Raw genomic sequence first — 26,451 nt, forward strand, 5'->3', positions numbered from 1 at the left:
TTCTTTTCTTTTAAAGGTGTTTTGAATGCCTTATGGAGATTAGTATGTCTGAAATTTTATCTAATTTTGCGGCATAATGAGTAGAAATAGAAAAGCCGGAACAGTAACCATCATCCCTAATCTAAGTATTATTGACATTGCCGAAGAGGGCAAAGGAGTTGGCAAAGCAGATGAACTAGTTATATTTGTGGATAAAGCCGTGCCGGGCGATGTGGTTGATGTCCGCATAGTAAAGAAAAAGAAAAATTTTGCAGAAGCAGTAATTGAAAGCTTAAATAAAGCTTCTGATTTAAGAGTTGACCCTTTTTGTCAGCACTTTGGTACCTGTGGTGGTTGTAAATGGCAACACATGGGCTATGATGCTCAACTAAAATTTAAGCATAAAAATGTAGAGGCTGCTTTACAGCGCCTTGCAAAAATTGATACCTCTGCAATGGAGCCAATTTTGGGTTCTGCAGAAAATAAATACTATCGCAATAAGCTTGAATACACGTTTTCTAATAAACGCTGGTTGAATAAGCAAGATATGGCAGATAGGCCAGAGGATTTAACTGGTCCGAATGAGGATCTGGAAATGAATGCGCTGGGTTTTCACGTTCCGCTAAGGTTTGATAAAATTCTGGACATCCAGCATTGTTACCTGCAGGCTGAGCCTTCTAATACATTAAGGAATAGTGTTAGGGCTTATGCTTTGGAAAACGGTTTAACTTTTTATGATCTGCGCAATCACGAAGGTAATTTAAGAAATCTGATTATACGTACTTCATCTACTGGTGAGGTAATGGTGGTGGTGGTTTTTGCTTATGCAGAACAGGAGCAGGTAGATGGTTTAATGGAGCATTTGAAAGTGAATTTCCCGGAGATCACTTCGTTGCTTTACATCCTGAACCAAAAAAAGAATGATACTATTTTTGATCAGGAGGTAATTACCTATGCAGGTAGAGATCATATTTTTGAGGAAATGGATGGCCTACAGTTTAAAATTGGGGCTAAGTCTTTTTACCAGACCAATTCTGATCAGGCCCATGAGTTGTATAAAATTACCAAAGAGTTTGCAGGTTTTACTGGTGATGAACTGGTTTATGATTTGTATACCGGAGCTGGTACCATTGCTAATTTTGTAGCAAGAAGTGTAAAACAGGTGGTTGGAATTGAATATGTGCCAACAGCTATTGAAGATGCCAAGTTTAATTCTGAGCTTAATAAAATAGATAATACTATTTTTTATGCAGGCGACATGAAGGATATCCTGACAAGGGACTTTATTGCAAGTCATGGTAAGCCTGATGTGGTAATTACAGATCCGCCAAGAGCCGGAATGCATGTGGACGTAGTGGAAAGACTCCTTGAAATGGAAGCTGAGAAAATTGTGTATGTGAGTTGTAATGCAGCTACCCAGGCAAGAGATTTGGCGCTGTTAAAAGAAAAATATGAGGTAGTTCGTATCAAACCTGTTGATATGTTTCCTCATACTCAGCACGTTGAAAATGTAGTGTTATTGAAATTTGTAGGTAGTACATCGGAAGATAGTTTAGAGAATAATTAAGATGGATATAGAAGAATTATTGCCACAGGAACCAGAAGGTGGAAAAGCAGAAGAGAAAAAGCAAAGCCCATTGGTAAGCTTAGAAAAGGATTTAGATTTATATGCTGACTCTATTAAAGAGATTGCTGTAGAGATAATGTTGGAAGGAATATCTGCTAATCCCATTTTTATTGCCCACCAGTACGAAGTAAATATTGGGGAGGTAATTTTGGATAGAAAAGAATTAAATACTGAATGGACTATACAGGCCTCTACTTTTGAAGAGTTTGTAGAAAAAGGTATAATCCAACCGGATAAAAAAGCATTATTCCTTAAAAGCTACAAAAAACCCGAAGATTTTATGTGCGTTTTTGTGATTGTACCTGAAGGGGCTAACTTTATTTATTATCCTTATAAAAACAAAGGATAACTATTCTTTTAAGAAAAGCAGTTTTTCTACTCTGACATGATTTAAAATAAGGCCATCAATTTGATGGCTTTCGTTTCTTCTGAAATTGAACTCCATTCCTGTTTCCGGGAGATAATAATAGTCTTTATTACCAGAAGAGGTTATTTTTTGTGTACTGCTGCCTATCTTCATATTCAGGCTACCATTATTTATTAGTATTGTATAATGAGCATCGATCTCAGGACTGTAAAAGTTTCCGCAATATTGATTTAAGGTATTGATGTCTTCTTTTTCCGGTTCAATTCTTTTTGCCCATGATGGTTTTCCTTGCTGAGTAATTAGCATTTTTTGAGTATGACTATTCTGGGGTTGCCTAAATTCGAAGGTGATGTCTTCCTCGCCTTTAATATAAAATAAGGAATCGTTTAATGGTAAAATAGGATAATCATTCTGATTCCATTTTTGGAGAACAGTTAAGGAACTGTCTTTACTGAGCACATCAAAAACCATATTTTGGCTTCCTTCTATCAGGTAACTGCCAGTGTAAGGTAAGGTACTTACACTAAGCTTGAATTCTTTAACTACTTTTTTTTCGATTGGTTTTTCTGTTTCTTGTTGAAGTAATATTGGTTTGGTACCAGGGTAGATGTTATTATAGATACTGGTAAGTATATTATAACCTGAAAAAGTACCATTGTTGCTCATAATGATAATACCAAGATCTTTTTCAGGAAAAAATGCCATATAGCTATGATAACTTGGCAAATCTCCACCATGAGAGATCATTTTTTGATCTTGGAAAGAGGTAATTCTAACTCCTCCTGCGTAATCTATTTGATTTCCATCGTTGTTTATGGCAGGTGTCAGTATTTTTTTCCAGACTTTATCACCCAAAACCCTATGGTTTTTCATTTCGTTGAACCATTTATCCCAGTCAGTGATCGCACTATAAACATTCGAATGACCTATAATTGAAGTCTTGGGATTATACTGGATGTATTTATTGTCTTCTAAAAGATATCCATTAGCCTTATTTTGTACCAGGTGGCTACGTGAGAAACCTGTATTTGCCATTTTTAAAGGATTAAAAATGTGCGCTTTAGCGAACTGACTAAGGTCCTGACCGCTTACTATACTCACAATTTTGGAAAGGAAAAAATAACCGGAATTAGTGTAGCTTTCCTGATCGCCCGCTGGAAAGTTTAATGATGACTGACGCGAAAGTGTAGCGTAAGCTTGCTGATCTGTGGTTTTACCATTTTCCTCCATATCCCTAAGCCAGAGTAATGTAGTGAAGTCTTTAATGCCGCTTTGATGGTGAATAAGCTGATCAATGGTAATGGTATCTGCATACGCAGGGAGGTCCTTGAAATATTTAGAAAGGTGGTTGCTTGTTTTTAATTTTCCTTGTTCTTCAAGCAAATAAATGCAGGCTGCCGTGAATTGTTTAGATACTGAGCAGATGTTAAAGCAAGTTGCAGAAGTATTTTTACGTTTTGTATTCAGATCAGCTAATCCAAACCCACTGGCGTAAACCAGCTTTTCCTTTTGTACAATACCTACTGCTACTCCGGGGATATTGTTCTTTGAAAGATTGGCTAGAATACTGTCAATCTTTTTCTTATTGATAGATTGACCATTAACAGCATTTGCAAAGAAAAGGAATATAATAATTATAGGAACAGAGAGGTTTTTCATAAGTATGGCGTCTATATAGTTATAGACGATTGATCTGAAATAATGGTTGCAATTTAAAATAAAAATTCCTGCCAGACATCCGTTTGGCAGGAATAACTAAAAACTAAAACTAAACTTTATTTTAATCGGTTTACATCTCCGCTTTTGCTGGAGTTGTTTTTTACTGATGCACTTCCTTTGTAGTTTATATCACTACCTCCACTGGCACTTGCCTCTAATGCTTTATTAACATGAATGTTTGCATCAGAACCACCACTTGAACTTACTTTTGCGTAATCAACTATAAAATCCAGTGCATTTACATCGCTGCCTCCACTTGTAGCAACCTCCATATTTGTTGCACTTCCTTTTAAATCAACATCAGATCCACCACTTGTGTGTACTTCAATATCTTTAGCAACTACATCTAATTTTAAATCAGAACCTCCTGATGCACTTAATGACAATCTATCGGTTTTTAGTGTGTTTTGAGTATACACATCACTACCTCCGCTTGCTGATAAGGCTTTTAACGTTTTATAATTGACATAAACTTTGATGCTTTGATTTTTAAATAACCGACCCCAGTTAACACCATCTTTATATCTGATTTTTAGGTTGTTTCCTTCTTTCTCGATGATGACATTTTTAATGAGATCAGGATGAGCGTTGATACGAATATTCTCGGAATTACTCTGTGTAAGGTATATGTCTATTCCACTTGAAACTGAAACTTCATTAAAGTTGGTTATAGAAACGTCTTTGTTCTGCTGGGCATTTGATGATATTACAGATGCCGAAAATACAAGTAATGTTAGGGCTGACTTAAGTATAGATGATGCTTTCATAATTGGTTTTAGATTGAGGGTTTATTGATTAGACGCAACAGAGGCCTAAACGTTGCACGATTTGTAAACTTTTTTTAAACGCATATAAAAATATTTTTATCTAAGTTTGAATATGAACCTTAAAATGGTTCTTTTTGTAGCATAAACAATGTGATACCAGATGGCAGAATCTCAATTACTTATTCTAGATAAAAAACAGATACAGCAAAAGATCAACAGAATTGCATACCAGATTCTGGAAGATAATTTAGACGAGAAGGAAATTGTATTGGCAGGAATATGGGACCGGGGCTATAAATTAGCCTTAAGGCTTAAGAAGGTATTGACAAAAATCTCTGATCTTAAAATCACGATGCTCAGGATAGATCTTGACAGGCTGAATACTAAATTGGTTGCTAATACTGATTTAGACGAGTCGCATTGGAAAAATAAGGTGATCATACTTGTTGATGATGTATTAAATAGTGGTAAAACACTTGCTTATGGTTTAGGCGTTTTCCTGAATACGCCACACAAAAAAATCCGTACAGTGGTACTGGTAGACAGGAGCCACAAAATTTTCCCGATAGCTACTGATTTTGTTGGTCTGGAGATGGCTACTGTTTTAAAGGAACATGTTGATGTGGTTATGGATGTTGAAGGTGAGGAAGACAGGGTTTATTTAAGCTAGCCGTTTGCATTTGAGGCTAATTTTTCTCATTTTAGAGGGATGTACCAGTCCCAAAAAAGCCCTGTAATTTTTAAGTTCTTTTCCTGGTATGTTACTTATATCATTAAGAAGGACTTTTCTTCGTACAATTTTAACAAGCTTCAGATCAAAGAAAATGAGGCTGTGCTTTTATTGGCCAATCATTTTAGCTGGTGGGACGGTTTTTTGATGTTCTATTTAAACAAAAAGTTGTTTAAGAAACAGTTTCATGTGCTGGTTACGAAAGAAGATTACGAGAAGTTATGGTTTTTAAAATATTTGGGCGCTTTTGCTGCAGAAACGAAAGGAAAGGATGTGGTGCAAACATTAACATATGCAGGGAGCTTACTGGATAATCCTGATAATTTGGTCCTCATGTTTCCTCAGGGAAAACTCTATACTAGCTACATCGGTAGTATAACTTTTGAAAAAGGAGTGATGCAGGTTGTGAATGCTTCCAGGAAGAAATTTCAAACTATATTTTCGGCTAATCTTACAGATTATTTTGGAGGCAGAAAGCCAGAGGCGAGGAGTTACCTCGCCACCTGGGAAGCGGAGGAGTATGTGAGTTTGCAACTACTCAAAAGTGAGTATAACAAACATTATGGGTATGCAGTTAAAAGCCAGAGTAAAACAATATGATCACTTTCGTTTATGCTGTGCTTGTATTTATTGTGCTGCGGTTTTCAGTTACGTTATTTAATTTCTTATCCAATCCAAAGCTTGGCTATTACGGAAAACACTTTACAGATAAGGTTTCAGTTATCATTTCTTTGTCGGATAAAAATGATGATCCTTCTTCATTGATCGCATCTATCAATGCTCAGGATTACACGAATGTTGAAGTTGTTGTTAAAAAACATTCAGAAACAACAGAAAAAGCAGTGGCTAAAACAACTGGCGGCTTTATTCTTTTCTTGGATGTTAATACAATTATTAATAAGGGGTTGATAAACAATCTTATTTGTCGTGCTAAGGTGTTTGATCTGGACTTGTTGAGCATAGTTCCTAATCGTAGATTTAGCGGACTATTTAGCCGGTTGGTTTATCCTTTAAGTGATTTCATTTTGCTGAATCTTTTGCCGTTAAGATTGGTGAGGTTGAGTACCCAACAAATATTTGCAACAACTAATACCGGGTGCATGTTTTTTAAAGCAAGCAGCTATAAGACGAGTGACTGGCATGGGAAAACAGAAGTTTTACTTGCAAATAAGTTCGTTTATATTGATGAAAAGGTAGGATTTGATAAGGTCTCATCGCAGTTGTTGCTGACATTTGGGAATAACATATTTGCCGTGTTAATTTACCTGGTGCTGGTTATTGCCGGACCTATTATTGTGTTGATCAATTTTGAACCGGTATTTTTGGTTTTACCTTTTGGATTGATTTTCCTGAGTAGGGTAATGATATCTTTCCTTACAACACAAAATCCTTTTATAAATGTTTTGCTCCATCCAATTCAAATGATTATGCTCTTAGGACTGTTATTAAAGGGACTTTGGATTAAGGTATTGACATCAGTTAAACATAAGATATAAGAATATGAAACTCTTTTTGTGTAATTTTGTACATTATTAGTGTCAGAAGAAAGATGAAATACGATTTAACCGTTACTATAGATAAGGCGTCGGGCTTTTGCTTTGGGGTAGTTTATGCTATTGATATGGCTGAAGATATTTTAGATCATGAGGATTACTTGTATTGCCTGGGCGATATTGTGCATAACGATGAAGAGGTTAAACGGTTAACCGATAAAGGTTTAAGGATAATCGATCATGAGCAATTGCAGGGCTTAAAGAAGGAAAAGGTTCTGATCAGAGCTCATGGAGAAGCTCCATCTACTTACCAGCTTGCATTGGAAAATGAACTAACATTAATTGATGCTTCTTGTCCGGTTGTTTTAAAACTTCAAAACAGAATTAAGAACTCACACGATGATGATGAGCAAATTCTGATCTTCGGTAAACATGGTCATGCGGAAGTAGTAGGCTTACAAGGACAAACTGATGGGAAAGCAATTGTTTTTCAGGATTTGGCAGAGTTGGATCATGTAGATCTGCCTTCGAAATTCACTTTGTATAGTCAAACAACTAAGAGTACAGATAAATTTTACCAGATAAAAGATGAACTCATAAGTAGGGGATATGACATTAAAGCAAATGACACCATTTGCCGACAAGTTTCTAACCGTTATACTGATTTGGAGAAATTTGTGGTAAACTATGATAAGATCATATTCGTTTCGGGGAAGAAATCATCTAACGGAAAGGTTTTATATGATGTTTGCAAAAAGTATAACGACAATTCATATTTCATTTCAAATATTGAGGAAATAGATTTCAACTGGTTTTCTCCTAAAGATAAGGTTGGAATTTGCGGTGCTACATCTACGCCTATGTGGTTGATGGAAGAGGTTAAAGCCTTTCTCCAAAATCATTAAAAAGTAATTATTGTTTTTACGGAAGATTATAAAAGTATAATAAGTTAATTTTGGGCCATATTATGGGAAAAAAGGGCGTTTTGTTAGTCAATTTAGGAACTCCGGATAGTCCGGAAGTAAAAGATGTACGCAAATATCTTGATCAGTTTTTGATGGATGAGCGCGTAATTGATGTTAATGCTTTTAACCGTACACTATTGGTTAAAGGTATAATTGTTCCTTTTCGCAGTCCTAAAACTTCAAAATTATATAAAGAAATCTGGGATGAAAACGGATCTCCATTATTGTATTATAGCAAAATACAAGCTGCGTTAGTTCAGGAGAAATTAGGAGATGAATATCATGTTGAACTGGCGATGAGGTATCAGAACCCTTCGATTCAGTCTGCTTTAGATAAAATGAAAGCAGGTTTGGTTGAAAGTATAAAAGTAATTCCCTTGTTTCCTCAATATGCTTCTGCTAGCAGTGGTTCGGTAATACAAAGCGTAATGGAAATTGTAAGTAAATGGACCACTATACCTCCGGTTTCATTTGTAAATTCATTTCACGATAACGAATTGATGTTAGAGGTCTTTGCTGAAAATGCAAAGAAATATCAGCCAGAGACCTATGACCACGTATTGTTTAGTTTTCACGGGCTTCCGGAGCGCCAATTGTTAAAGTGTGATCATACTGGAAATTATTGTCTGAAAAAGGACAATTGCTGTGAAACTTTAAATGATACCAATAAATTTTGCTACTCTGCGCAGGGGCATGATACAGCAAGGTTACTTGCAGAGAAATTGAATATTTCCAGAGAAAATTATACCGTTTGCTTCCAATCGCGTTTGGGTAAAGAGCCATGGGTGCAGCCATACACAACCGATGTGTTAAAGAAACTTGCTGCTGAAGGAAAAAAACGTTTACTTGTATTTAGTCCTGCATTTGTTGCCGATTGCCTGGAAACACTTTATGAAATTACAGTTGAATATCATGAAGAATTTAAGGCCTTAGGTGGCGAACATGTTCAGTTGGTTGAAAGCCTTAATGATCATCCAAAGTTTATTGATGCCATTGCAGAAATGGCGGTGAGCTAAAAATTTTGAGCAATGTATTTAATGATCTGATCTGTTGATCCGGTCTTTGTGTTTACATACCTTTTTGCAAGATCACCCGAAGTTCTGTCCTCTGTAAGCTTTTGGAATGCAATGAATAATTCCTCAGCATTTTTAATGCTAACAGCAGCATTTATGGAGATCAGGTCTTTTGCTTCTTGAAATTTATCGTATCTAGGCCCAAAGATTACGGGCATTCCAAATGCGGCAGCCTCCAGTGTATTGTGTATCCCTACACCAAATCCCCCACCTATATAAGCAATTTGTCCGTACTGATAGATAGATGATAAAAGACCAATGTTATCTATTATTAGCGTTTGAGTATCTACAGGCTGGTTTGTTAATTCTGAATACTTAACCGATTCAGGGATAAGTTTTACAATTTCGTCTATATGCGCTTTATCTATCTCATGAGGGGCGATAATGAATTTCCAGTTCGGATAGGCGTTAATAAGTGTTGCTAGTAAATGCTCATCAGCCGGCCAGGTACTTCCTGCAATAAGCGTGTTGTTGTTATCACAAAATTTTCTGATTGTTTCAAATTCCTTTGGCGATTTTGCATTCTCTGCCACCCGGTCAAACCTGGTATCGCCACTGATACTTACATTGTGTATGTTTATTTGACTGAGCAACTGCTTGCTTTCTTCATTCTGGACAAAAAAGTGATTTACAAAACTTAAAATTTTGCGGTTAAAAGAGCCATACCATTTGAAGAAAATCTGATCGGGTCTGAAAATACCGGATATAATGTAAAGTGGAATACCAGATTGGTGAAGGACTTTAAAATAATGATACCAGTACTCATATTTAGTGAATACCGCTAATTCAGGATTTATAGCTGCAATAAGTTGTTTGGCATTACTGGGTGTATCAAGCGGCAGGTAAAATACTCCGTCAGCCAAGGCGTAGTCTTTTCTGATTTCGTATCCTGATGGGGAGAAAAAAGTAATTATAATTTGCTTTTCGGGATAAGTACTTTTAATTTTTTCTAATAAAGGCCGGCCTTGTTCAAACTCTCCAAGTGAGGCAAAGTGAAACCAGATGTTTGACTTAGCGGGATCTATCTTTTTTTGTATTTTTTCAAAAATATTCCTTCTTCCTTGAACAAAAAGTTTAGCTTTATTATTGAACAGGGAGAATATTTTAATAATTAAACCATAAAGTTGAATCGCGATATTATAAAGCAAAAGCATTTTGTGTTTATTTCTTATCTTAGCCGAAGATACTTCAATAAAATTAAAACCGAATTAATATATGAAAATAGCCGTAATAGGAACAGGGTACGTAGGTTTAGTTACCGGTACTTGTTTGGCCGAAACTGGTAACGACGTTATATGCGTTGACGTTAATGAAGCCAAAGTGCTCAAAATGCAAAATGGTGAAGTTCCTATTTATGAACCCGGATTAGATGTACTATTTCACAGAAATATTGCTCAGGGAAGATTGGTTTTTACTACTGATCTTGCAGCCGGAATTAAGGAAGCACAAATTATTTTTATGGCTTTGCCTACGCCTCCAGGTGGCGATGGTGCAGCAGATCTATCGTATATTCTAGGGGCAGCAAAAGATATTTCGAAGCTGGTTACTGAATATAAGGTGGTTATTAATAAATCGACAGTTCCGGTTGGAACAGCAGATAAGGTGCAGGCTGTTTTTAAGGAAAATACTTCAGTAGAAATTGATGTGGTTTCTAACCCAGAGTTTTTACGTGAAGGTGTGGCTGTAGATGATTTCATGAAACCTGATAGGGTAGTAATTGGCACCAGCAGCGAAAAGGCAAAGAAATTGCTTTTAGAGCTATATGGCCCGTATGTTAGACAAGGAAATCCGATATTGTTTATGGACGAGCGATCGTCTGAGCTGACAAAATACGCTGCTAATTCATTTCTTGCTACCAAAATAACATTTATGAATGAGGTGGCTAACCTATGCGAAATTGTAGGAGCCGATGTTGACGCTGTACGTAAAGGTATTGGCTCTGACGCAAGAATTGGCAAAAGATTCTTATTCCCTGGTATCGGTTATGGTGGAAGCTGCTTTCCTAAAGATGTGCAAGCCTTAGCAAAAGCTGCGGATGAACATAATTATGATTTTCAGATTCTGAGAGCGGTGATGAATGTGAATGAAAGGCAGAAAATTGTTTTGGTTGATAAGCTTTTGAAATACTATAAAAATGATTTAAAAGGCAAGCACTTCGCTTTATGGGGCCTTGCCTTTAAACCAGAAACAGATGATATCCGTGAGGCACCAGCTTTGTATATTATTCAAGAGCTAGTGAAACATGGTGCAACGGTTACTGCATTTGATCCGGAAGGGATTGACAACGTAAAAGCGCTGATAGGTGATAAAATTCAGTACTCAAGCAATCAATACGAAGCTTTGGAAGGTGCAGATGCATTGCTGATTGCAACAGAGTGGTCTGTTTTTAGAAATCCAGATTTCGAAAGAATGGAACAGACATTAACTAACAAGGTTATTTTTGACGGCCGTAACCTATACGACTTAGAAAAGATGATTGACTTAGGTTATTACTATAATAGTGTAGGCCGTAAGCTAATAAACTAATGGGACGTAAAAGAGTTTTAATAACCGGTGCTGCCGGTTTTCTAGGATCGCATTTGTGCGATAGATTTATAAAAGAAGGCTATTATGTGATTGCCATGGATAACCTGATAACAGGGGATCTGAAAAATATAGAACACTTATTTGGTTTAGAGAGTTTTGAATTTGCACATCATGATGTTTCAAAATTTGTTCATGTACCTGGTAAATTAGATTATATTTTACATTTTGCTTCGCCTGCGAGCCCTATTGATTATCTTAAAATTCCTATTCAAACGTTAAAGGTAGGATCTTTAGGAACACACAATCTGTTAGGTTTAGCAAAGAATAAAAAAGCCAGGATGCTCATTGCTTCTACTTCGGAAGTTTATGGCGATCCAAGTGTAAACCCTCAGCCAGAGGAATACTGGGGAAATGTGAATCCGGTTGGGCCTAGAGGTGTTTATGATGAAGCCAAACGTTTTCAGGAAGCAATGACTATGGCTTATCACACCTTTCATGGTGTGGAAACACGAATAGTTAGGATTTTTAATACTTATGGCCCTAGAATGCGTCTAAATGATGGACGTGTTTTACCTGCTTTTATTGGTCAGGCCTTAAGAGGTGAAGACTTAACTGTGTTTGGCGATGGGTCTCAAACCAGGTCTTTCTGTTATGTTGATGATCTGATAGAAGGTATTTACAGGTTATTGTTAAGTGATTACGTGATGCCGGTAAATATTGGTAACCCGGATGAGATAACAATTAAGCAATTTGGAGAGGAGATTATTAAACTAACGGGAACAAATCAGAAACTGGTTTTAAGAGATTTGCCGGTTGATGATCCGAAACAACGCCGCCCGGATATTACAAAAGCAAGAGAGATTTTGGGCTGGGAGCCAAAAGTTAGTCGTGAAGAAGGATTAAAGATTACCTACGAATATTTTAAATCACTGCCAGCTGAGGCTTTAATAAACAAGGAACATAAAGATTTTACAACATATAATCGTTAATAAGAATGTCTAAAATATTAGTAACTGGAGGAACTGGTTTTATTGGTTCGCATACAGTAGTTGAATTGCATAATGCAGGATATGAGGTGGTAATTATTGATGACCTCTCTAATTCTAACCCTAAAATACTTGATCAGATAGAAACAATTATAGGAATTAAGCCAGAATTTGTTCAGCTTAACCTATGTGATGAAGCTAAGGTAAATGAATTTGCAGCAAAAAACACTGATATTGATGGAGTAATCCACTTTGCAGCTTTTAAAGCAGTTGGAGAGTCTGTACAGCAGCCACTGAAGTATTATAAAAATAATTTTTACTCACTAATTAACCTGATTACTGCGTTTAACAGTTCAGTTAAATTGGTGTTCTCTTCATCATGTACCGTTTATGGTCAACCAGATGTGTTGCCGGTAACAGAATCAGCCCCTACAAAAAGAGCAGAATCGCCATATGGCAATACCAAACAAATAGCTGAAGAAATTTTACAGGAAACCTGTGCAGTTACACCATCATTAAATGTGATTTCACTTCGTTATTTTAACCCGGTAGGTGCGCACGAAACTGCCTTAATTGGTGAGTTGCCAATTGGTGTACCTCAAAACCTTGTTCCGTTCATTACACAGTCGGCAATTGGAAAACGTGGACCGATAACTGTTTATGGTAATGATTATGATACTCCTGATGGAAGTGCGATAAGAGATTATATTCATGTGGTAGATTTAGCTAAAGCACATGTTGCAGCTATTAAGCGCCTGGAAGGTAATAAAGCAGATTCAAATTACGAAGTGTTTAATTTAGGAACCGGAAAAGGATCTTCAGTATTGCAAATTATTGATGCCTTTGAGAAATCAACAGGACAAAAGCTGGATTACACTATTGGAGCAAGGAGAGAAGGTGATATCGAGAAAGTTTGGGGTGATGTAACAAAATCTGCAAGAGACTTAAACTGGAAGGCAGAATTAGACATCGATGTAATGATGTCATCGGCCTGGAACTGGGAGAAGTACTTAAAAGACAACCCATTTTAGTATGCTGTTAAGTGAGCATAAGGATCTTAAACTGGAGATAAAATCTCTTCCCGAAAAGGAAAAAGATAAATTATTGCTCAGACTAATTGCAAAGGATAAGGTTTTAACAGAACATTTGCATTTTAAGCTGCTCGAAGATGAACATGATCTGGTAGAACGTTATGAAAAACTATTGGCAACAATAGATGAAACGGCTAAAGATCTTTTATCTAATAAAAAACTCACTTCAAAAGATACACTATTAAGAATGCGTAAATTAAATGGAAGCATCAGTCATCATTTTAAGGTAACAAAGGACGTTACTACAGAAATGGAGTTGAGAATTCATTTATTAAACCAAATTCCAATAGATTTTAAAGAAGGTATTTTTTCGCCTTTGCATAAGTTTAACGAAAAACTTTCTGTTTACTTTGTTAAGTCGACAGTTTCAGTATTGAATAAGTTTTATAAACTACATGAAGATCTGCAGTTTGATTTAAAGGATCGACTAGATACCGTGCTTAGTAAAATATATCAAAACAAAACATCTTCGGTAGCTCTGGAACTTGGACTGCCTAAAGAATTATAGACTATGAAAAAAATATTAATAACCGGAGGAGCTGGGTTTATTGGCTCTCATGTTGTAAGAAGATTTGTAAATAACTATCCTGATTACATGATTGTAAATCTGGATAAGTTAACCTATGCTGGTAACCTTGCAAATCTTACCGATATTGAGGATAAACCAAATTACCGTTTTGTTAAAGCTGATATTACAGATGCAACTGTAATAAATGAGTTGTTTGGTAAAGAGAATTTTGATGCAGTTATTCATTTAGCGGCTGAATCGCATGTTGACAGGTCGATCACTGATCCGACAGCTTTTGTGATGACCAATGTTATCGGAACAGTTAATCTTTTGAATGCGGTACGTGAATACTGGAAAGGTAGCTATGATAAGAAAAGGTTTTACCACGTTTCAACAGATGAAGTTTATGGTGCGCTTGGCGAAACAGGAATGTTTACTGAATCTACAGCTTATGATCCACATAGTCCTTACTCTGCTTCAAAAGCATCTTCGGATCACTTTGTAAGAGCTTATCACGATACTTATGGGATAGATATAGTTGTGTCTAACTGTTCTAATAATTACGGATCTCATCATTTTCCTGAGAAATTGATACCATTGGCAATCAATAATATTAAAAATGAACAACCAGTGCCGGTATATGGTAAGGGCGAGAATGTTCGCGATTGGTTATGGGTAGAAGATCATGCACGCGCGATTGATGTTATCTTCCATCAGGCTAAAACAGGACAAACATATAATATTGGTGGCCATAACGAATGGAAAAACATAGATCTTATTCATTTACTATGTAAGATTATGGACAAGAAACTAGGCAGGGCAGAAGGGGAGTCGGCAAAGCTGATCACTTTTGTAACGGATAGAGCCGGTCATGACTTACGTTACGCTATTGACTCCACCAAACTTCAAAATGAATTAAACTGGGTGCCTAGTTTACAGTTTGAAGAAGGATTAGAAAAAACAGTAGAGTGGTATTTGAAAAATGAAGGGTGGCTTTCTGATGTCACTTCCGGGAATTACCAGGCTTACTACGAAAATCAATATGAGGGAAGATAATTATCTTCCCTTTTTTATTCATACCTTAAAGCTTCTACCGGATCGAGTTTAGAGGCTTTTTTTGCAGGGTAATAACCCGAAATAATACCTACCCCAACACATAATGCAAAACCGCCCATAATCCATTCCCATGGTATTATGAATGATCCTCCCATTGCAAATGAGATGAGATTTCCTATGGCTATTCCAAGGAATATGCCAAATGCACCTCCAATAAGACAAATTATAACGGCCTCTATTAAGAATTGTTTACGAATTACAGAAGGATTTGCACCAATGGCCTTCCTGATTCCGATTTCCCTGGTTCTTTCTGTTACGGAAACCAGCATAATATTCATTAGTCCAATGGACGCACCAATTAGTGTAATGGCTCCGATGGCAATTCCTCCTAACACTACATATCTTAATTGTTCGAAAAGGGTTTGGGCAAGGGAATCACTTTTTGTGATCTCAAAATTGTTCGGTTCTGAAACCTTTACCTTTCTTATCTTTCTTAGTTCTGATGTAGCTTCGCCAATAATGTTATCCATCTGATCATTGCTTGGTACCATTACCGTAATGGTATAAGAAGGATTTGAGTTGGAGTTAATCAACTTAGCTTTTAGAAGGGGAACATAAACGGATCTGTCGCCGCTAAACCCCATACTTTGACCCTTTGACTCAAGAACTCCAATAACTTTTAACCTGTTGTTTCCAACGTTTATTACTTTATCTATGGGACTTTGATCTCTAAAAAGCTTAGTCCTGATCTCATTACCTATTATGCAGACATTGTTCCCTGACACTACTTCGGCGGGACTGAAATTACGCCCAAGCGAAAGATTCAAGCCTTGTGAGTTCAATCCATTTTCATCAATACCTTGAATATTGATATTAGGGTTAGTTTTTTCAGCGCCAAACTTAGCTGTTGAGCCTCCTGTAGCAAATACACTGATCGCGACTGTTGCAGGTGTATTTAATCTTTCCTTAAAACTTACCGCATCTTCGTATTTGATAGACCGGAATGGTTTTGGGCGTTGGCCAGAGCCGCCAACCCTTATGCCTGATCCTCTGTTTCTGATGGTAAACGCGTTGGCCCCCATACTGGAGAAGGCCTCAGTCATACTTTTTTTAACAGCATCGAGTGTTGTTAATATACCTACTAATGCAGATAGGCCAATTGCGATGATCAATGCGGTAAGCATGGTACGCAACCTGTTGCTTTTTATTGATTGAAGGGCTAGTTTTACGTTTTCGGTATAGGTCATTTCAGATGAAATATATTCTTAAAGGGATAAAAATAAAAAGTCCCGCTGTTAAGACAACGAGACCATGTATAATGTTACAAAAGAAAAGGAACTTAAACTGAGAAACTTGTTCCGCAACCGCAAGTACTACTTGCATTTGGGTTGCTAAAGGTAAAGCCCCTTGAGTTTAATCCATCTTGCCAATCTACCTGCATTCCCATCAAATACATCTGATGCGCTTTGTGCATGAAGACTTTAATGCCATCGATAATAAATTCCTGATCACCTTCTTTTTTTTGATCGAAACCAAGTACATAGCTCATTCCAGAGCAGCCCCCACCGTCAACACCTACGCGTAACCCAAAGTCCTCAGAAATTTCTTGCTGATCTTTTAATTTAAAAAGCTCCTTTACAGCGCCTTCTGTAAAAGTTACCGGTGCAAATGCTGTATCAACTGTATTACTCATATTATTAAAAATTAGGAAGTGCAAATTTAGTTATAATTGTTTATAAAAGCGCTATAGCTATCTCTAATAGAGACCTCTATCTCGTCATTTAAAAAATCAAATAGTGGGGTAAATATAAATAAAATGTACATTTTTGCTGAGACTCTATACTAATTATTACTGTATTCAAACAAAGCTGAATGAACGTACAAAACTTTTTAACAGAAGTTGCCACATTAGCCACCGGTGGTATTATAACAGTTGCAGCAGGATATTATCTTTTTATAAATGACCTGAGAAGGTATCTGGACACAAAACATGTTGAAGCAAAACCATCAGATCCTAAAAAAGACGAACATTTACAGATCCTTCCGTTACGATTGCAGGCTTACGAACGGCTGATTGTTTTTGTCGACAGAATTAATCCTGCAAATTTGCTGATCCGAGTACATCAGCAAGGTATTTCTGTTGTAGGTCTTCAATCAGTTTTACTTAATGAAATAAGATCTGAATATCAGCATAATGTTGCCCAACAATTATATGTAAGTGCCCAAACATGGGATGTTGTTCGTAAACTTAAGGATGATACTTTAACCATGGTTAGCAATGCCGCGCGAGGATTGCCTGTGGATTCTGCCGGTGTGGATTTGAGTAGAAAAATACTGCAGCATATGACTGATATGTCTGATAACCCTTATGATTTAACATTAGATCTTATTAAAAAGGATATTCATTTGTTATTTTAACTATGAAAGAGAAAAGTTTTACCACTACTTCGGGTATTGAAATAAAAGAAATATACACTACTGCCAAACCTTTAACAGAGGTGCCAGGAGAATTTCCTTTTACCAGGGGGATTCAGAAAGATATGTATAGGGGCCGGTTGTGGACTATGCGGCAGTATGCCGGGTTTTCGACTGCAGAGGAATCTAACAAACGGTACCATTATTTGCTTAAGCAAGGAACAATGGGCCTGTCTGTTGCATTTGATCTTCCCACCCAGATTGGATATGATTCTGACCACGATATGGCCGAAGGAGAGGTTGGTAAGGTTGGTGTTGCAATTGATTCATTGAAAGATATAGAAATCTTGTTCGATGGGATAGAGCTGCAAAAGATCACCACATCTATGACAATAAATGCTACAGCCTCGATTTTGTTGGCTATGTATATAGCCCTGGCTAAAAAACAGGGGGCTGATATTAAGCAAATATCTGGCACCATTCAAAACGATATCTTAAAGGAGTATGCCGCAAGGGGGACTTATATATACCCGCCAAAACCCTCTATGAGGATTATTACCGATATTTTTGAATATTGCAGTAAAGAAGTACCGAAATGGAATACAATTTCCATTTCCGGCTATCACATCCGGGAAGCAGGCTCAACAGCCGTTCAGGAGCTGGCCTTTACACTGGCCAATGGAAAAGCATATTTGAATGCTGCATTAGAGAAGGGATTAGATATTAATGTATTTGCTAAACGACTTTCTTTCTTTTTCAACTGCCACAATAATTTCTTTGAGGAAATTGCCAAATTCAGGGCTGCCAGAAGAATGTGGGCAAAAATAACAAAGGAGCTTGGGGCTACGGATGAGAAAGCTCAAATGCTTCGTTTTCACACGCAAACAGGTGGGTCAACACTTACAGCCCAACAGCCACTTAATAATGTAATAAGAGTCACCAATCAGGCCTTGGCTGCAGTTTTGGGAGGCACACAGTCCTTGCATACAAATGGTTACGATGAGGCGCTGTCGTTACCAACCGAAGCAGCAGCAAAAATCGCTCTGCGTACACAGCAGGTAATTGCTTTTGAAAGTGGGGTAACAGATACCGTTGACCCATTGGCGGGCTCCTACTTTGTAGAAACATTAACAGATGAGGTTGAGGCGGCAGCGCAGCTGTATATAGATAAAATAGATGCCATGGGCGGTTCAGTAAATGCGATAGAAAATGAGTATATCCAGAACGAGATCGCAGATGCAGCTTACCGGTACCAGGTTGAAGTGGAAGAGGCAACCAGGGTTATTGTTGGGGTAAATAAATTTACACAGGAACAGGAAGGGATAACCGAGGTGTTTACCATAGATGAATCTATCCGTACGATCCAAACGGAGAAGATAAATAAGTTAAAAGCAGAAAGAGATAACATAGCTGTTGAAAAAGCGTTGAAGAACCTAAGGGAAGCTGCAAAGGGGAGCGAGAATTTAATGCCGTATATTTTAACAGCCGTAGAGGCCTATTCCACGCTTGGTGAAATAGCGGACACACTACGTAATGTTTTTGGAGAATATTAAAAAGGATGTTAATAAATAGTTATTAACACAAAAAATTCAGGTTAAGAAGGGTAGGTTATTGCTACCTAAGCAGTTACCAAATAAATGAAAATTAAGTTTTTTTTGTTGATAATTTTTTGAATATTCGATCTCTCGAAACAGCAGTTTTTTTATGCTCGTATCGTTACTGTAAACCAACAAATTATAGAATAACAATGGAAAAAACTTGTACAGAAGTGTGGAAAAACTGTCTCCAAATCATAAAAGATAACATACCGACCCAAAGTTTCAAGACTTGGTTCGAACCGATATCAGCATTGAAATTGGAAGGCAAAGTTTTAACCATACAAGTGCCTAGTTTGTTCTTCTATGAATGGTTGGAAGAACACTATGTAGGGCTGCTTCGTAAGACAGTTAAAAAGCAATTAGGAGATGAGGGAAGGTTAGAGTATAACATCGTTGTGGATAAGTCTTCTAATACGGGATCGCCTTATACTACTAACATGCCGAGTAATGGAAATGGGGCAGAGGCGAAGATTCAATCAATGCCAATTCCGGTTTCTATAAACAAAGACATTAAGAACCCTTTTATCATTCCGGGTTTAAAGAAACTGAATGTTGATCCTCAATTAAATTCTAACTATACGTTTGAGAATTACATAGAGGGAGATTGCAACCGTTTAGCAAGATCAGCGGGGTATGCCGTAGCCGCAAAACCGGGAGGTACTTCATTTAATCCTTTAATGATTTATGGAGGAGTAGGGTTAGGGAAAACACACCTTGCGCAGGCTATTGGTAATGAAATTAAGCGTAACATGCCAGACAAACTGGTAATTTATGTCTCATGTGAGAAATTCTGTCAGCAATTTGTAGATTCATTAAAGAACAATACGATTAATGATTTTGTGAATTTCTATCAGGCAATGGATGTAATCATCATGGATGATGTACACAACTTTGCCGGAAAAGAAAAAACGCAAGATATATTCTTCCATATCTTTAATCATCTTCATCAATCAGGTAAACAGGTTATTTTATCATCAGATAAAGCACCTAAAGATCTGGCCGGACTAGAAGAAAGATTGTTAAGCCGTTTTAAATGGGGTCTTTCTGCAGATTTGCAGATTCCTGATTTTGAAACAAGAATAGCAATTCTTAAAAAGAAAATGTATGCAGATGGTATTGAATTACCTTCTGAAGTAGTGGAGTACGTAGCACACAACATTGACAATAACGTAAGGGAACTTGAAGGCGCAATGGTTTCCCTGCTAGCTCAATCAACTTTAAACAAAAAAGACATCGATTTGGCATTGGCTAAACAGATGTTGAAGAACTTTATTAAAAATACGTCCAAAGAGATTTCGATGGAATATATCCAGAAATTGGTATGTGAGTATTTTGAAGTTCCTGTAGACATGGTGAAATCACAAACACGGAAACGTGAAATTGTTCAGGCAAGACAGATTTCCATGTATCTTTCCAAGAGTCATACTAAGTCATCATTAAAAACTATTGGAGCTTTCTTTGGAGGAAGAGACCACTCCACGGTAATTTATGCATGCCAGACAGTTGAAGATCTGATTGATACAGATAAGAAGTTTAAAGGATACGTACACGACATACAAAAGAAATTAAAAATGAGCTAAATCATTAGAGCTCAAGTCTTATCACAAAAAAAGACCCTGCAAGTTTTACTTGCAGGGTCTTTTTTTGTGATTGAATGTTTATTTTAAAACATCAAGCTTCATTAACCCATAAAATAATGCAGCTGAATGTAATGCCTGATCAATTTTATTGTCTTTTAGAATTTGTTTAGCCTCTTCGATAGTATATTCCTCAACGTTAAGGATTTCATGATCATCTAAGTGCTGATCATGAGTTTTAACACCGCCTTTTAATAAATAGGTATAAGTAACATTTGTAGATGTTGCGGGATTGGGGTATAGCGTAGCTATCAATTCGGAACTTTTAAAAGAATAACCGGTTTCTTCTAATAGCTCTCTCTTAATGGCTACCTCAGGCAATTCATCGCCATCTATGACGCCACCAGGAACTTCTAAGGATATAATATCAGCACCATGGCGATATTGGCGAACCAAAATTATTTTATTGTCTTCTGTTACTGCTACGGCATTAACCCAATTCGGGTATTCAAGTACGTAATAGTCGTCTTTTATAACGCCATTTTGTAAATCACAGGTATCCACACGTAATGTCGCCCATCTTTCTTTCACCAGATATTTTGATGAAAGTCTTTGCCATTTTTTTATTTCCATATTAGGTATTAAGGTATTTATCAACTAGTTTTTGGCGGTCAAGATTAGTCATGTTTATAATGTGATGCTTTGTTTCCAGCAGGTAGTATATTAAATATAGCTTCTCAGCAAAAGAATCGTTCCTTGGGTTAATAACCGAAGGATCAAATTGAGAGTAGAGAAACTGACTTAGCATTTCCAATTTTTCGGCAGGGAATTCCTTTTCAGTTAACCGTGCCTCAAATTCAGAAGAATTACTGGAGAATAGTTCTTCAGGTGTTATTCCAAAATTATTTACCAATGATTCCATTAACAGATCATCTGCCTCAGTCAATTTGCCTTCTAGCTTTAAGCCCATAATACGGGCTAAAACTTGCGCAAGTTTCTGAATTTCTGCTGTAATTAAGTCTCTTCTTAACATATTCTTTACCAGCTACCGCTACTACCACCGCCACCAAAACTACCACCACCAAAGCCTCCGAAGCCACCACCTCCGCCGCCGCCACTGCTACCTCCGCCCCAGCCACCGCCAGAACCTCGGCCACCGCCTAATAACATACTCCAGAAAAGAGCATCAGCAGCACCACGACCACTGATAACTTGTCCACTGCCACCGCTACCGCCACCTCTTCTAAGGATAATGATTATAACAACAATGATAATGATGATGGCCAACATGCTGCCTCCTTTGCCAGCATCATTCTTCCTTTTTGGATTTTCGTTTTTGTATTCGCCTTTGGTATATTTTATAATAGCATCAGTACCTGCATTGAGTCCCTGATAGTAATCTCCAGTTTTAAAATACGGTTTTATCTCGTTTTCGATAATACGCTTGGCATAGATGTCTGGTAATACCCCTTCCAGGCCATATCCTGTTTGGATAGAGATCTTTCTGTCGCCAAGAGCAACCACGATCATTATCCCATTATTTTTCCCTGAGCTACCAACTCCCCATTTTCTACCCAATTCAAGCGCATATTCGTTAATGTCATAGTCGCCAACAGATTTTAATACAGCTACTGCAATTTGAGTGGAGCTTGAATCATCAAAAGCAACAAGTTTCTGTTCCAATTGTTGCAATTGATCAGCTGAAAGTGTTCCTGTATAATCATTTACCAATTTGGTCGGCTTTGCCGGAAAATCCTGAGCAAACCCAACCAGGGATGTTGTAAGTAAGAATAATGCTACGATTAATTTTTTCATAGCTTATGTGGTTTTATTCTGATCCATAAAAATAATGTCATTTGGCAGTTCATTGATGTCGTCATTTTGCGAAGGGAAAAACGTTGCAAGTTTTTCTCCTGCCAAAATTACGCCTGCTATAATGCCCTGAGCTAAATTGCCAGAGGCAAAATGAGCTTTCATTGCAACTTTAGTTGTTTCCCAGAAATCTGTAGGTACAACTTTATTAATTCCACTATCACCAACTATTGCAAACTTATGATCTACATAAGCCAGGTATATCAATACACCATTATGTCTTGATGTTTTATCCATCCCAAGTTTTGAAAAGTAGGATGTTGCTTTTTCAAATGCATCGCCGCTGCAATGTTTATCTATGGCAATTCTGATTTCGCCTGAAGTGGCTTTTTCAGCATCTGATATGGTTTGGGAAATTAGTTCTTGTTCTTGTTCTGTGAATGGCCCCATAATTGGATTGCTTTTATAAAGATAAGGGTAATGTATGTTTATTCATTTAAACATACATTACCCTTAAATGTTGTTATGGTATATTAGAATTCTACTTTTGGTGCATTTTGTGCACCAGCGTCAGCTTTAAAAGCAGCTTTTTGGCTAAATCCGAATATGCCTGCAGTAATGTTGTTAGGGAATGATCTTACCTTTGTATTATAAGTTTGAACCGATTCGTTAAAATCTTTACGCGCTACTGTGATACGATTTTCAGTACCTTCCAGCTGAGCTGATAATTCACTAAACTGTTGAGTAGCTTTAAGCTCAGGGTAGTTCTCGGTTAAAACCATCAATTTACCTAATGCCTGACTTAACTGACCTTGAGCAGCCTGATATTTTTGCATATTCTCTTCAGTTAATTTATCAGGGTCTATTGTGATCTGGCTTGCTTTAGAACGTGCTTCAATAACCTGAGTTAATGTACCCTGTTCAAACTTTGCTGCACCTTTAACTGTGCTTACAAGGTTAGGGATCAAATCAGAACGGCGTTGATATTGTGTTTCAACCTGTGCCCATTTGGTTTTTACATCCTCATCCAGTTTAACCAAGCCGTTGTAACCACAACCACTTACTGCCACTAATAAGACTAAGATTCCTACAATTACTAAAACTACTTTTTTCATATTTTTCTGTTTTGTTTTTCAGTGTTAATTTACGCATTAGAACTCAATTTCTGTACCTTTGTTACAGTTCAGTAGAAAAACCTGACAACAATAACGCAAAAAGACATCTAAATTACGCTGGCTCTGGCAAAAATCAATGATAAAATCGCCGATGTGCAAACCTTTAGAAAACCCGAAATGATGGTATTTCTCAATGTAAAGCCTATAAAATTCTTAAAAGATTAAATAACCGCTTTCAAGAAAAGTAATTTTCGAAGGGAGGATGAAGCAATTTTTTCGCTGTAAAATAACTGACATAATTACAATTCGTGTACTGCCAAAAGAAGTCAGAAGCTTTCAAATTTATATTTAATGTTTAAAATAGTAAGGATCTTTTAATGTTGTAAGATGTACCTTTGCATCAATTCAGGATAAAAACCTGACGATAATTATGCAAAAAGACATTGAAATAACGCTGGCTCCGGAAGAGACCGACAACATAACTGCGATTAAGAAAAACCTTTCGGAAGCTTTAAAAATTGATCTTTCCCGAATTGGCGGATATAAAATCCTTAAAAGATCAATTGATGCCCGTTCAAGAAAAGTAATATACAGGCTACAGGTAAGAACATTTATCGATGAACCGTTATTAACCGAATCGTTTGTTGTTAACTATAAGAATGTTAGCAATGCGAAACATGTGGTTATTGTGGGTGCTGGTCCGGCCGGATTATTTGCAGCACTTCAGTGTATCGAAAACGGATTAAAACCAATAGTGCTTGAACGTGGTAAGGACGTAAAACAACGAAGGAGGGATTTAGCAGCAATAAACAAAGAAGGTATTGTAAATACTGAATCTAATTATTGTTATGGTGAAGGGGGAGCCGGAACTTATTCAGATGGAAAATTATATACCCGATCCAATAAGCGTGGGGATATTAATAAAGTGCTTCAGGCCTTTGTTCAGCACGGCGCTGCGGAAGATATTCTTGTTGATGCCCGCCCCCATATCGGTACAAATAAATTGCCCCATATAATTACTGCAATTAGAGAAACAATTTTAAATGCAGGAGGGGAGGTGCGTTTCGACCAAAAAGTAACGGACGTTTTAATTGATTTTGGAAAGATAAAAGGTGTAGAGATTAACGGAGAAGAGAAACTATTGTCTGACGCTGTTATTCTAGCCACCGGGCACTCAGCAAGAGATATTTATGAATTGCTTCATAAAAAGAATATCCTTGTTGAAGCCAAACCATTTGCCTTGGGAGTAAGAATAGAGCACCCTCAGTCTATTATAGATGCGGCTCAATACCATTGCGATATCCGGAGTGAATTTTTGCCTCCGGCTTATTATAGTTTAGTTGAGCAGGTTGGTGCCAGAGGCGTGTTCTCGTTTTGTATGTGCCCGGGAGGGATAATTGCCCCTTGTGCAACGTATGCTGATGAAATAGTTGTTAATGGATGGTCGCCATCAAAAAGGAATAATCCATATGCGAATTCCGGAACGGTAGTGCAAATAACGCTTGATGATGTTAAGGGCGACTATCCGCTAAGAATGATGCATTTTCAGGCGGAAATAGAGAAAACTGCTTTCAGGCTTGGTGGGGGAGATCTGGTTGCGCCTGCCCAAAGGATGGTTGACTTTGTAGAGGGTCGAATTTCAGTAGATCTACCTAAAAATTCTTATTTACCTGGAACACGGAGTGTAATGCTTAAAGAAACGCTGCCAGATTTTGTTGCATCAAGTCTGAAAAATGCTTTGCCCCTGTTTGGGAAAAAAATGAAAGGTTATTATACGAATGAGGCTATTTTGGTAGGAGTAGAAAGCAGAAGTTCATCGCCAGTTAGGATTCCAAGAGATAAAGAGACTTTTCAACATCCACAGGTTGCGGGCTTATATCCTTGTGCAGAAGGTGCAGGTTATGCAGGAGGTATAGTATCGGCTGCAATTGACGGTGTTAATTGTGCAAATGCAGTTTTAAAGTTTAGCTAAACACATTTACCTTTTATTTGTTGTTTTCGTATGATTGATTTCGCAAATGAGCTTAGAAAAGGATATAGTGGGGATGCCTGGCACGGCAACAGTGTATCCGCTATTATTTCGTCGGTAAGTAAAGATCAAATATTTAAACGACCAATTCCAACTGCACATACCATTGCTGAACTTGTATTGCACTTAACTTCATGGACGGAAGAAGTATTTTCGAGGCTGGAAGGTAACTTGGCCAAGGAACCTGAAAAAGGCGATTGGCCTATGGCTAAAGAAGAAACAATGCAGGAGTGGGATGCCATTTTAAGTGATTTTCGTTTAGCTAATGAAAAACTGCTTAATCTTGCGAGGGAAATTTCTGAAGACCAATGGAGAACAACGGTTAATCAGGTTTCGGGACCTAGAGTGAATTATTTTGAGTTATTCAATGGTTTGGTGCAGCATCATGCTTATCATGCAGGGCAAATCTCATTGTTATTAAAATTTTAGATTGTGAAAAAAACATTAATTATAGGGGCGAGCCCCAATCCGGATAGATATGCCTATAAAGCTGCGCATATGCTTAAATCAAAAGGGCACAACATTATCAATGTTGGTATAAAAAAAGGAGCTGTGGCCGGAGAAGAGATTGAGCAACCAGGGCATCTGCATAATGACATTGATACGGTTACCTTATATATAGGTCCGCATTTGCAGAGTGGTTACTATAACTATATACTGGAAACAAAACCTAAACGAGTTATTTTTAATCCTGGAACTGAAAATCAGGAACTGGAAGAATTGCTGTTGGCAAATGATATTGAGCCGATAGAGGCTTGTACTCTGGTATTGTTATCTACAGGTCAGTACTAGTATATTTTTTTAACGACTTTCCAACGACTCATAGACGACTTTGAAACGACTCTGAACGACCTTTTGTCGTTTGTAAGTCTTTTTGGTGTGAGGTGATAGGCGATAATGTATTATACTTATATGTAGTACTACGCTGTAGCATATTTCATAGATTAGCGCTGGCTCGTCGTTTTTTAAGATAAAGAATTAACCGGATTTTAACTTGCTGTTAATTTTTCTGGTTGTG

28 protein-coding genes are annotated in these 26,451 nt (G+C 37.3%); 18 read left to right on the plus strand and 10 right to left on the minus strand.

The genetic code is table 11. The annotated features are described in order from the left end of the window. The first annotated feature begins 76 nt into the window (after positions 1 to 76). On the plus strand, positions 77 to 1,546 hold the full coding sequence (gene rlmD, locus HQN86_RS02125) for a 23S rRNA (uracil(1939)-C(5))-methyltransferase RlmD (protein ID WP_172659391.1): 1,470 nt from the start codon (positions 77 to 79) through the stop codon (positions 1,544 to 1,546). Position 1,547: 1 nt separating this feature from the next. Beyond that, positions 1,548 to 1,955 (plus strand): hypothetical protein, encoded by a 408-nt coding sequence (locus HQN86_RS02130; RefSeq protein ID WP_172659392.1) that lies wholly within the window; start codon positions 1,548 to 1,550, stop codon positions 1,953 to 1,955. Here the strand turns inward: HQN86_RS02130 and HQN86_RS02135 are convergent, their stop codons facing one another. Together HQN86_RS02135 and HQN86_RS02140 are read right to left on the minus strand one after the other, a co-directional pair. Continuing rightward, complete coding sequence (locus tag HQN86_RS02135; protein ID WP_172659393.1) at positions 1,956 to 3,632, minus strand: serine hydrolase domain-containing protein; 1,677 nt, start codon at positions 3,630 to 3,632, stop codon at positions 1,956 to 1,958. A 116-nt stretch (positions 3,633 to 3,748) separates the two neighbouring features. After that, positions 3,749 to 4,459: a head GIN domain-containing protein gene (locus HQN86_RS02140; RefSeq protein ID WP_172659394.1), complete on the minus strand. Its 711-nt coding sequence runs from the start codon at positions 4,457 to 4,459 to the stop codon at positions 3,749 to 3,751. 160 nt (positions 4,460 to 4,619) lie between these two features. Here HQN86_RS02140 and HQN86_RS02145 point away from each other — a divergent pair, with 160 nt between their 5' ends. From HQN86_RS02145 to hemH, 5 genes are all read left to right on the plus strand, one after another. Next, the gene (locus tag HQN86_RS02145) at positions 4,620 to 5,129 is read left to right on the plus strand and encodes a phosphoribosyltransferase family protein (protein WP_172659395.1); all 510 of its coding nucleotides are present in this window, start codon (positions 4,620 to 4,622) and stop codon (positions 5,127 to 5,129) included. Positions 5,130 to 5,168: 39 nt separating this feature from the next. Then, entirely contained in the window at positions 5,169 to 5,789 is a 621-nt protein-coding gene (locus tag HQN86_RS02150) for a 1-acyl-sn-glycerol-3-phosphate acyltransferase (protein WP_172659396.1), read from the plus strand. Further along, positions 5,786 to 6,685 (plus strand): hypothetical protein, encoded by a 900-nt coding sequence (locus tag HQN86_RS02155; RefSeq protein WP_172659397.1) that lies wholly within the window; start codon positions 5,786 to 5,788, stop codon positions 6,683 to 6,685. Before HQN86_RS02150 ends, HQN86_RS02155 begins: the two co-directional genes overlap by 4 nt. 53 nt (positions 6,686 to 6,738) lie before the next feature. Next, entirely contained in the window at positions 6,739 to 7,587 is an 849-nt protein-coding gene (locus tag HQN86_RS02160; RefSeq protein WP_172659398.1) for a 4-hydroxy-3-methylbut-2-enyl diphosphate reductase, read from the plus strand. A 62-nt stretch (positions 7,588 to 7,649) separates the two neighbouring features. Further along, entirely contained in the window at positions 7,650 to 8,663 is a 1,014-nt protein-coding gene (gene hemH, locus HQN86_RS02165) for a ferrochelatase (RefSeq protein ID WP_172659399.1), read from the plus strand. Here hemH and HQN86_RS02170 read toward each other — a convergent pair. Then, positions 8,660 to 9,874: a 3-deoxy-D-manno-octulosonic acid transferase gene (locus tag HQN86_RS02170; protein WP_172659400.1), complete on the minus strand. Its 1,215-nt coding sequence runs from the start codon at positions 9,872 to 9,874 to the stop codon at positions 8,660 to 8,662. The two genes, hemH and HQN86_RS02170, sit on opposite strands and share 4 nt — an antisense overlap. 61 nt (positions 9,875 to 9,935) lie before the next feature. On the opposite strand from HQN86_RS02170, the gene HQN86_RS02175 reads away from it, so the two are divergent. The 5 genes from HQN86_RS02175 to rfbB are packed head-to-tail and all read left to right on the plus strand — an operon-like array spanning position 9,936 to position 14,887. Further along, a complete protein-coding gene (locus HQN86_RS02175) occupies positions 9,936 to 11,246 on the plus strand; it encodes a UDP-glucose dehydrogenase family protein (protein WP_172659401.1) in 1,311 nt (436 codons plus the stop codon). Further along, a complete protein-coding gene (locus HQN86_RS02180) occupies positions 11,246 to 12,235 on the plus strand; it encodes a UDP-glucuronic acid decarboxylase family protein (protein ID WP_172659402.1) in 990 nt (329 codons plus the stop codon). Before HQN86_RS02175 ends, HQN86_RS02180 begins: the two co-directional genes overlap by 1 nt. Positions 12,236 to 12,240: 5 nt before the next feature. After that, positions 12,241 to 13,263 (plus strand): UDP-glucose 4-epimerase GalE, encoded by a 1,023-nt coding sequence (galE, locus tag HQN86_RS02185; RefSeq protein ID WP_172659403.1) that lies wholly within the window; start codon positions 12,241 to 12,243, stop codon positions 13,261 to 13,263. Between the two features lies 1 nt (position 13,264). After that, positions 13,265 to 13,831: a hypothetical protein gene (locus HQN86_RS02190; protein ID WP_172659404.1), complete on the plus strand. Its 567-nt coding sequence runs from the start codon at positions 13,265 to 13,267 to the stop codon at positions 13,829 to 13,831. Between the two features lie 3 nt (positions 13,832 to 13,834). Then, on the plus strand, positions 13,835 to 14,887 hold the full coding sequence (gene rfbB / locus HQN86_RS02195; protein ID WP_172659405.1) for a dTDP-glucose 4,6-dehydratase: 1,053 nt from the start codon (positions 13,835 to 13,837) through the stop codon (positions 14,885 to 14,887). Positions 14,888 to 14,901: 14 nt separating this feature from the next. Here the strand turns inward: rfbB and HQN86_RS02200 are convergent, their stop codons facing one another. After that, on the minus strand, positions 14,902 to 16,134 hold the full coding sequence (locus HQN86_RS02200) for an ABC transporter permease (RefSeq protein WP_172659406.1): 1,233 nt from the start codon (positions 16,132 to 16,134) through the stop codon (positions 14,902 to 14,904). Between the two features lie 92 nt (positions 16,135 to 16,226). After that, positions 16,227 to 16,580, minus strand: coding sequence for a HesB/IscA family protein (locus HQN86_RS02205; RefSeq protein WP_172659407.1), 354 nt, complete (start codon positions 16,578 to 16,580; stop codon positions 16,227 to 16,229). A gap of 179 nt (positions 16,581 to 16,759) precedes the next feature. Between HQN86_RS02205 and HQN86_RS02210 the strand changes: the two genes are divergently transcribed. From HQN86_RS02210 to dnaA, 3 genes are all read left to right on the plus strand, one after another. Continuing rightward, a complete protein-coding gene (locus tag HQN86_RS02210) occupies positions 16,760 to 17,305 on the plus strand; it encodes a DUF7935 family protein (RefSeq protein ID WP_172659408.1) in 546 nt (181 codons plus the stop codon). Between the two features lie 2 nt (positions 17,306 to 17,307). Next, the gene (locus HQN86_RS02215) at positions 17,308 to 18,855 is read left to right on the plus strand and encodes an acyl-CoA mutase large subunit family protein (RefSeq protein WP_172659409.1); all 1,548 of its coding nucleotides are present in this window, start codon (positions 17,308 to 17,310) and stop codon (positions 18,853 to 18,855) included. A gap of 194 nt (positions 18,856 to 19,049) precedes the next feature. After that, on the plus strand, positions 19,050 to 20,480 hold the full coding sequence (dnaA, locus tag HQN86_RS02220; RefSeq protein WP_048903745.1) for a chromosomal replication initiator protein DnaA: 1,431 nt from the start codon (positions 19,050 to 19,052) through the stop codon (positions 20,478 to 20,480). A gap of 78 nt (positions 20,481 to 20,558) precedes the next feature. Here dnaA and HQN86_RS02225 read toward each other — a convergent pair whose 3' ends face one another. The 5 genes from HQN86_RS02225 to HQN86_RS02245 all read right to left on the minus strand — a co-directional run bounded on the left by HQN86_RS02225 (position 20,559) and on the right by HQN86_RS02245 (position 23,404). Further along, positions 20,559 to 21,110, minus strand: a complete 552-nt coding sequence (locus HQN86_RS02225) for an NUDIX hydrolase (RefSeq protein WP_172659410.1) — start codon at positions 21,108 to 21,110, stop codon at positions 20,559 to 20,561. Position 21,111: 1 nt separating this feature from the next. Further along, positions 21,112 to 21,510 carry a hypothetical protein gene (locus HQN86_RS02230; protein WP_172659411.1) on the minus strand — a complete coding sequence of 133 codons (399 nt, stop codon included), beginning with the start codon at positions 21,508 to 21,510 and terminating at the stop codon, positions 21,112 to 21,114. A gap of 5 nt (positions 21,511 to 21,515) precedes the next feature. Further along, positions 21,516 to 22,292: a TPM domain-containing protein gene (locus HQN86_RS02235; protein ID WP_172659412.1), complete on the minus strand. Its 777-nt coding sequence runs from the start codon at positions 22,290 to 22,292 to the stop codon at positions 21,516 to 21,518. Between the two features lie 3 nt (positions 22,293 to 22,295). Then, a complete protein-coding gene (locus HQN86_RS02240) occupies positions 22,296 to 22,739 on the minus strand; it encodes a TPM domain-containing protein (RefSeq protein ID WP_172659413.1) in 444 nt (147 codons plus the stop codon). An 83-nt stretch (positions 22,740 to 22,822) separates the two neighbouring features. Next, positions 22,823 to 23,404 (minus strand): LemA family protein, encoded by a 582-nt coding sequence (locus HQN86_RS02245; protein WP_048903749.1) that lies wholly within the window; start codon positions 23,402 to 23,404, stop codon positions 22,823 to 22,825. Between the two features lie 430 nt (positions 23,405 to 23,834). On the opposite strand from HQN86_RS02245, the gene HQN86_RS02250 reads away from it, so the two are divergent. The 3 genes from HQN86_RS02250 to HQN86_RS02260 are packed head-to-tail and all read left to right on the plus strand — an operon-like array spanning position 23,835 to position 26,225. Continuing rightward, a complete protein-coding gene (locus tag HQN86_RS02250) occupies positions 23,835 to 25,376 on the plus strand; it encodes an NAD(P)/FAD-dependent oxidoreductase (protein ID WP_172659414.1) in 1,542 nt (513 codons plus the stop codon). A 30-nt stretch (positions 25,377 to 25,406) separates the two neighbouring features. After that, positions 25,407 to 25,862, plus strand: a complete 456-nt coding sequence (locus HQN86_RS02255) for a DinB family protein (protein WP_172659415.1) — start codon at positions 25,407 to 25,409, stop codon at positions 25,860 to 25,862. Positions 25,863 to 25,865: 3 nt separating this feature from the next. Next, positions 25,866 to 26,225, plus strand: coding sequence for a CoA-binding protein (locus tag HQN86_RS02260; protein ID WP_172659416.1), 360 nt, complete (start codon positions 25,866 to 25,868; stop codon positions 26,223 to 26,225). The last annotated feature ends 226 nt before the right edge of the window (positions 26,226 to 26,451 follow it).

The sequence above is a fragment of the Pedobacter panaciterrae genome, from assembly GCF_013204795.1.
GTDB classification, from domain to species: domain Bacteria; phylum Bacteroidota; class Bacteroidia; order Sphingobacteriales; family Sphingobacteriaceae; genus Pedobacter; species Pedobacter panaciterrae.

Excerpts from the sequence above, each read along its gene's own strand:
- rlmD (WP_172659391.1), top strand. The coding sequence starts at position 77 with ATGAGTAGAAATAGAAAAGCCGGAACAGTAACCATCATCCCTAATCTA.
- HQN86_RS02130 (WP_172659392.1), top strand. The coding sequence starts at position 1,548 with ATGGATATAGAAGAATTATTGCCACAGGAACCAGAAGGTGGAAAAGCA.
- HQN86_RS02135 (WP_172659393.1), bottom strand. The coding sequence starts at position 3,632 with ATGAAAAACCTCTCTGTTCCTATAATTATTATATTCCTTTTCTTTGCA.
- HQN86_RS02140 (WP_172659394.1), bottom strand. The coding sequence starts at position 4,459 with ATGAAAGCATCATCTATACTTAAGTCAGCCCTAACATTACTTGTATTT.
- HQN86_RS02145 (WP_172659395.1), top strand. The coding sequence starts at position 4,620 with ATGGCAGAATCTCAATTACTTATTCTAGATAAAAAACAGATACAGCAA.
- HQN86_RS02150 (WP_172659396.1), top strand. The coding sequence starts at position 5,169 with ATGTACCAGTCCCAAAAAAGCCCTGTAATTTTTAAGTTCTTTTCCTGG.
- HQN86_RS02155 (WP_172659397.1), top strand. The coding sequence starts at position 5,786 with ATGATCACTTTCGTTTATGCTGTGCTTGTATTTATTGTGCTGCGGTTT.
- HQN86_RS02160 (WP_172659398.1), top strand. The coding sequence starts at position 6,739 with ATGAAATACGATTTAACCGTTACTATAGATAAGGCGTCGGGCTTTTGC.
- hemH (WP_172659399.1), top strand. The coding sequence starts at position 7,650 with ATGGGAAAAAAGGGCGTTTTGTTAGTCAATTTAGGAACTCCGGATAGT.
- HQN86_RS02170 (WP_172659400.1), bottom strand. The coding sequence starts at position 9,874 with ATGCTTTTGCTTTATAATATCGCGATTCAACTTTATGGTTTAATTATT.
- HQN86_RS02175 (WP_172659401.1), top strand. The coding sequence starts at position 9,936 with ATGAAAATAGCCGTAATAGGAACAGGGTACGTAGGTTTAGTTACCGGT.
- HQN86_RS02180 (WP_172659402.1), top strand. The coding sequence starts at position 11,246 with ATGGGACGTAAAAGAGTTTTAATAACCGGTGCTGCCGGTTTTCTAGGA.
- galE (WP_172659403.1), top strand. The coding sequence starts at position 12,241 with ATGTCTAAAATATTAGTAACTGGAGGAACTGGTTTTATTGGTTCGCAT.
- HQN86_RS02190 (WP_172659404.1), top strand. The coding sequence starts at position 13,265 with ATGCTGTTAAGTGAGCATAAGGATCTTAAACTGGAGATAAAATCTCTT.
- rfbB (WP_172659405.1), top strand. The coding sequence starts at position 13,835 with ATGAAAAAAATATTAATAACCGGAGGAGCTGGGTTTATTGGCTCTCAT.
- HQN86_RS02200 (WP_172659406.1), bottom strand. The coding sequence starts at position 16,134 with ATGACCTATACCGAAAACGTAAAACTAGCCCTTCAATCAATAAAAAGC.
- HQN86_RS02205 (WP_172659407.1), bottom strand. The coding sequence starts at position 16,580 with ATGAGTAATACAGTTGATACAGCATTTGCACCGGTAACTTTTACAGAA.
- HQN86_RS02210 (WP_172659408.1), top strand. The coding sequence starts at position 16,760 with ATGAACGTACAAAACTTTTTAACAGAAGTTGCCACATTAGCCACCGGT.
- HQN86_RS02215 (WP_172659409.1), top strand. The coding sequence starts at position 17,308 with ATGAAAGAGAAAAGTTTTACCACTACTTCGGGTATTGAAATAAAAGAA.
- dnaA (WP_048903745.1), top strand. The coding sequence starts at position 19,050 with ATGGAAAAAACTTGTACAGAAGTGTGGAAAAACTGTCTCCAAATCATA.
- HQN86_RS02225 (WP_172659410.1), bottom strand. The coding sequence starts at position 21,110 with ATGGAAATAAAAAAATGGCAAAGACTTTCATCAAAATATCTGGTGAAA.
- HQN86_RS02230 (WP_172659411.1), bottom strand. The coding sequence starts at position 21,510 with ATGTTAAGAAGAGACTTAATTACAGCAGAAATTCAGAAACTTGCGCAA.
- HQN86_RS02235 (WP_172659412.1), bottom strand. The coding sequence starts at position 22,292 with ATGAAAAAATTAATCGTAGCATTATTCTTACTTACAACATCCCTGGTT.
- HQN86_RS02240 (WP_172659413.1), bottom strand. The coding sequence starts at position 22,739 with ATGGGGCCATTCACAGAACAAGAACAAGAACTAATTTCCCAAACCATA.
- HQN86_RS02245 (WP_048903749.1), bottom strand. The coding sequence starts at position 23,404 with ATGAAAAAAGTAGTTTTAGTAATTGTAGGAATCTTAGTCTTATTAGTG.
- HQN86_RS02250 (WP_172659414.1), top strand. The coding sequence starts at position 23,835 with ATGCAAAAAGACATTGAAATAACGCTGGCTCCGGAAGAGACCGACAAC.
- HQN86_RS02255 (WP_172659415.1), top strand. The coding sequence starts at position 25,407 with ATGATTGATTTCGCAAATGAGCTTAGAAAAGGATATAGTGGGGATGCC.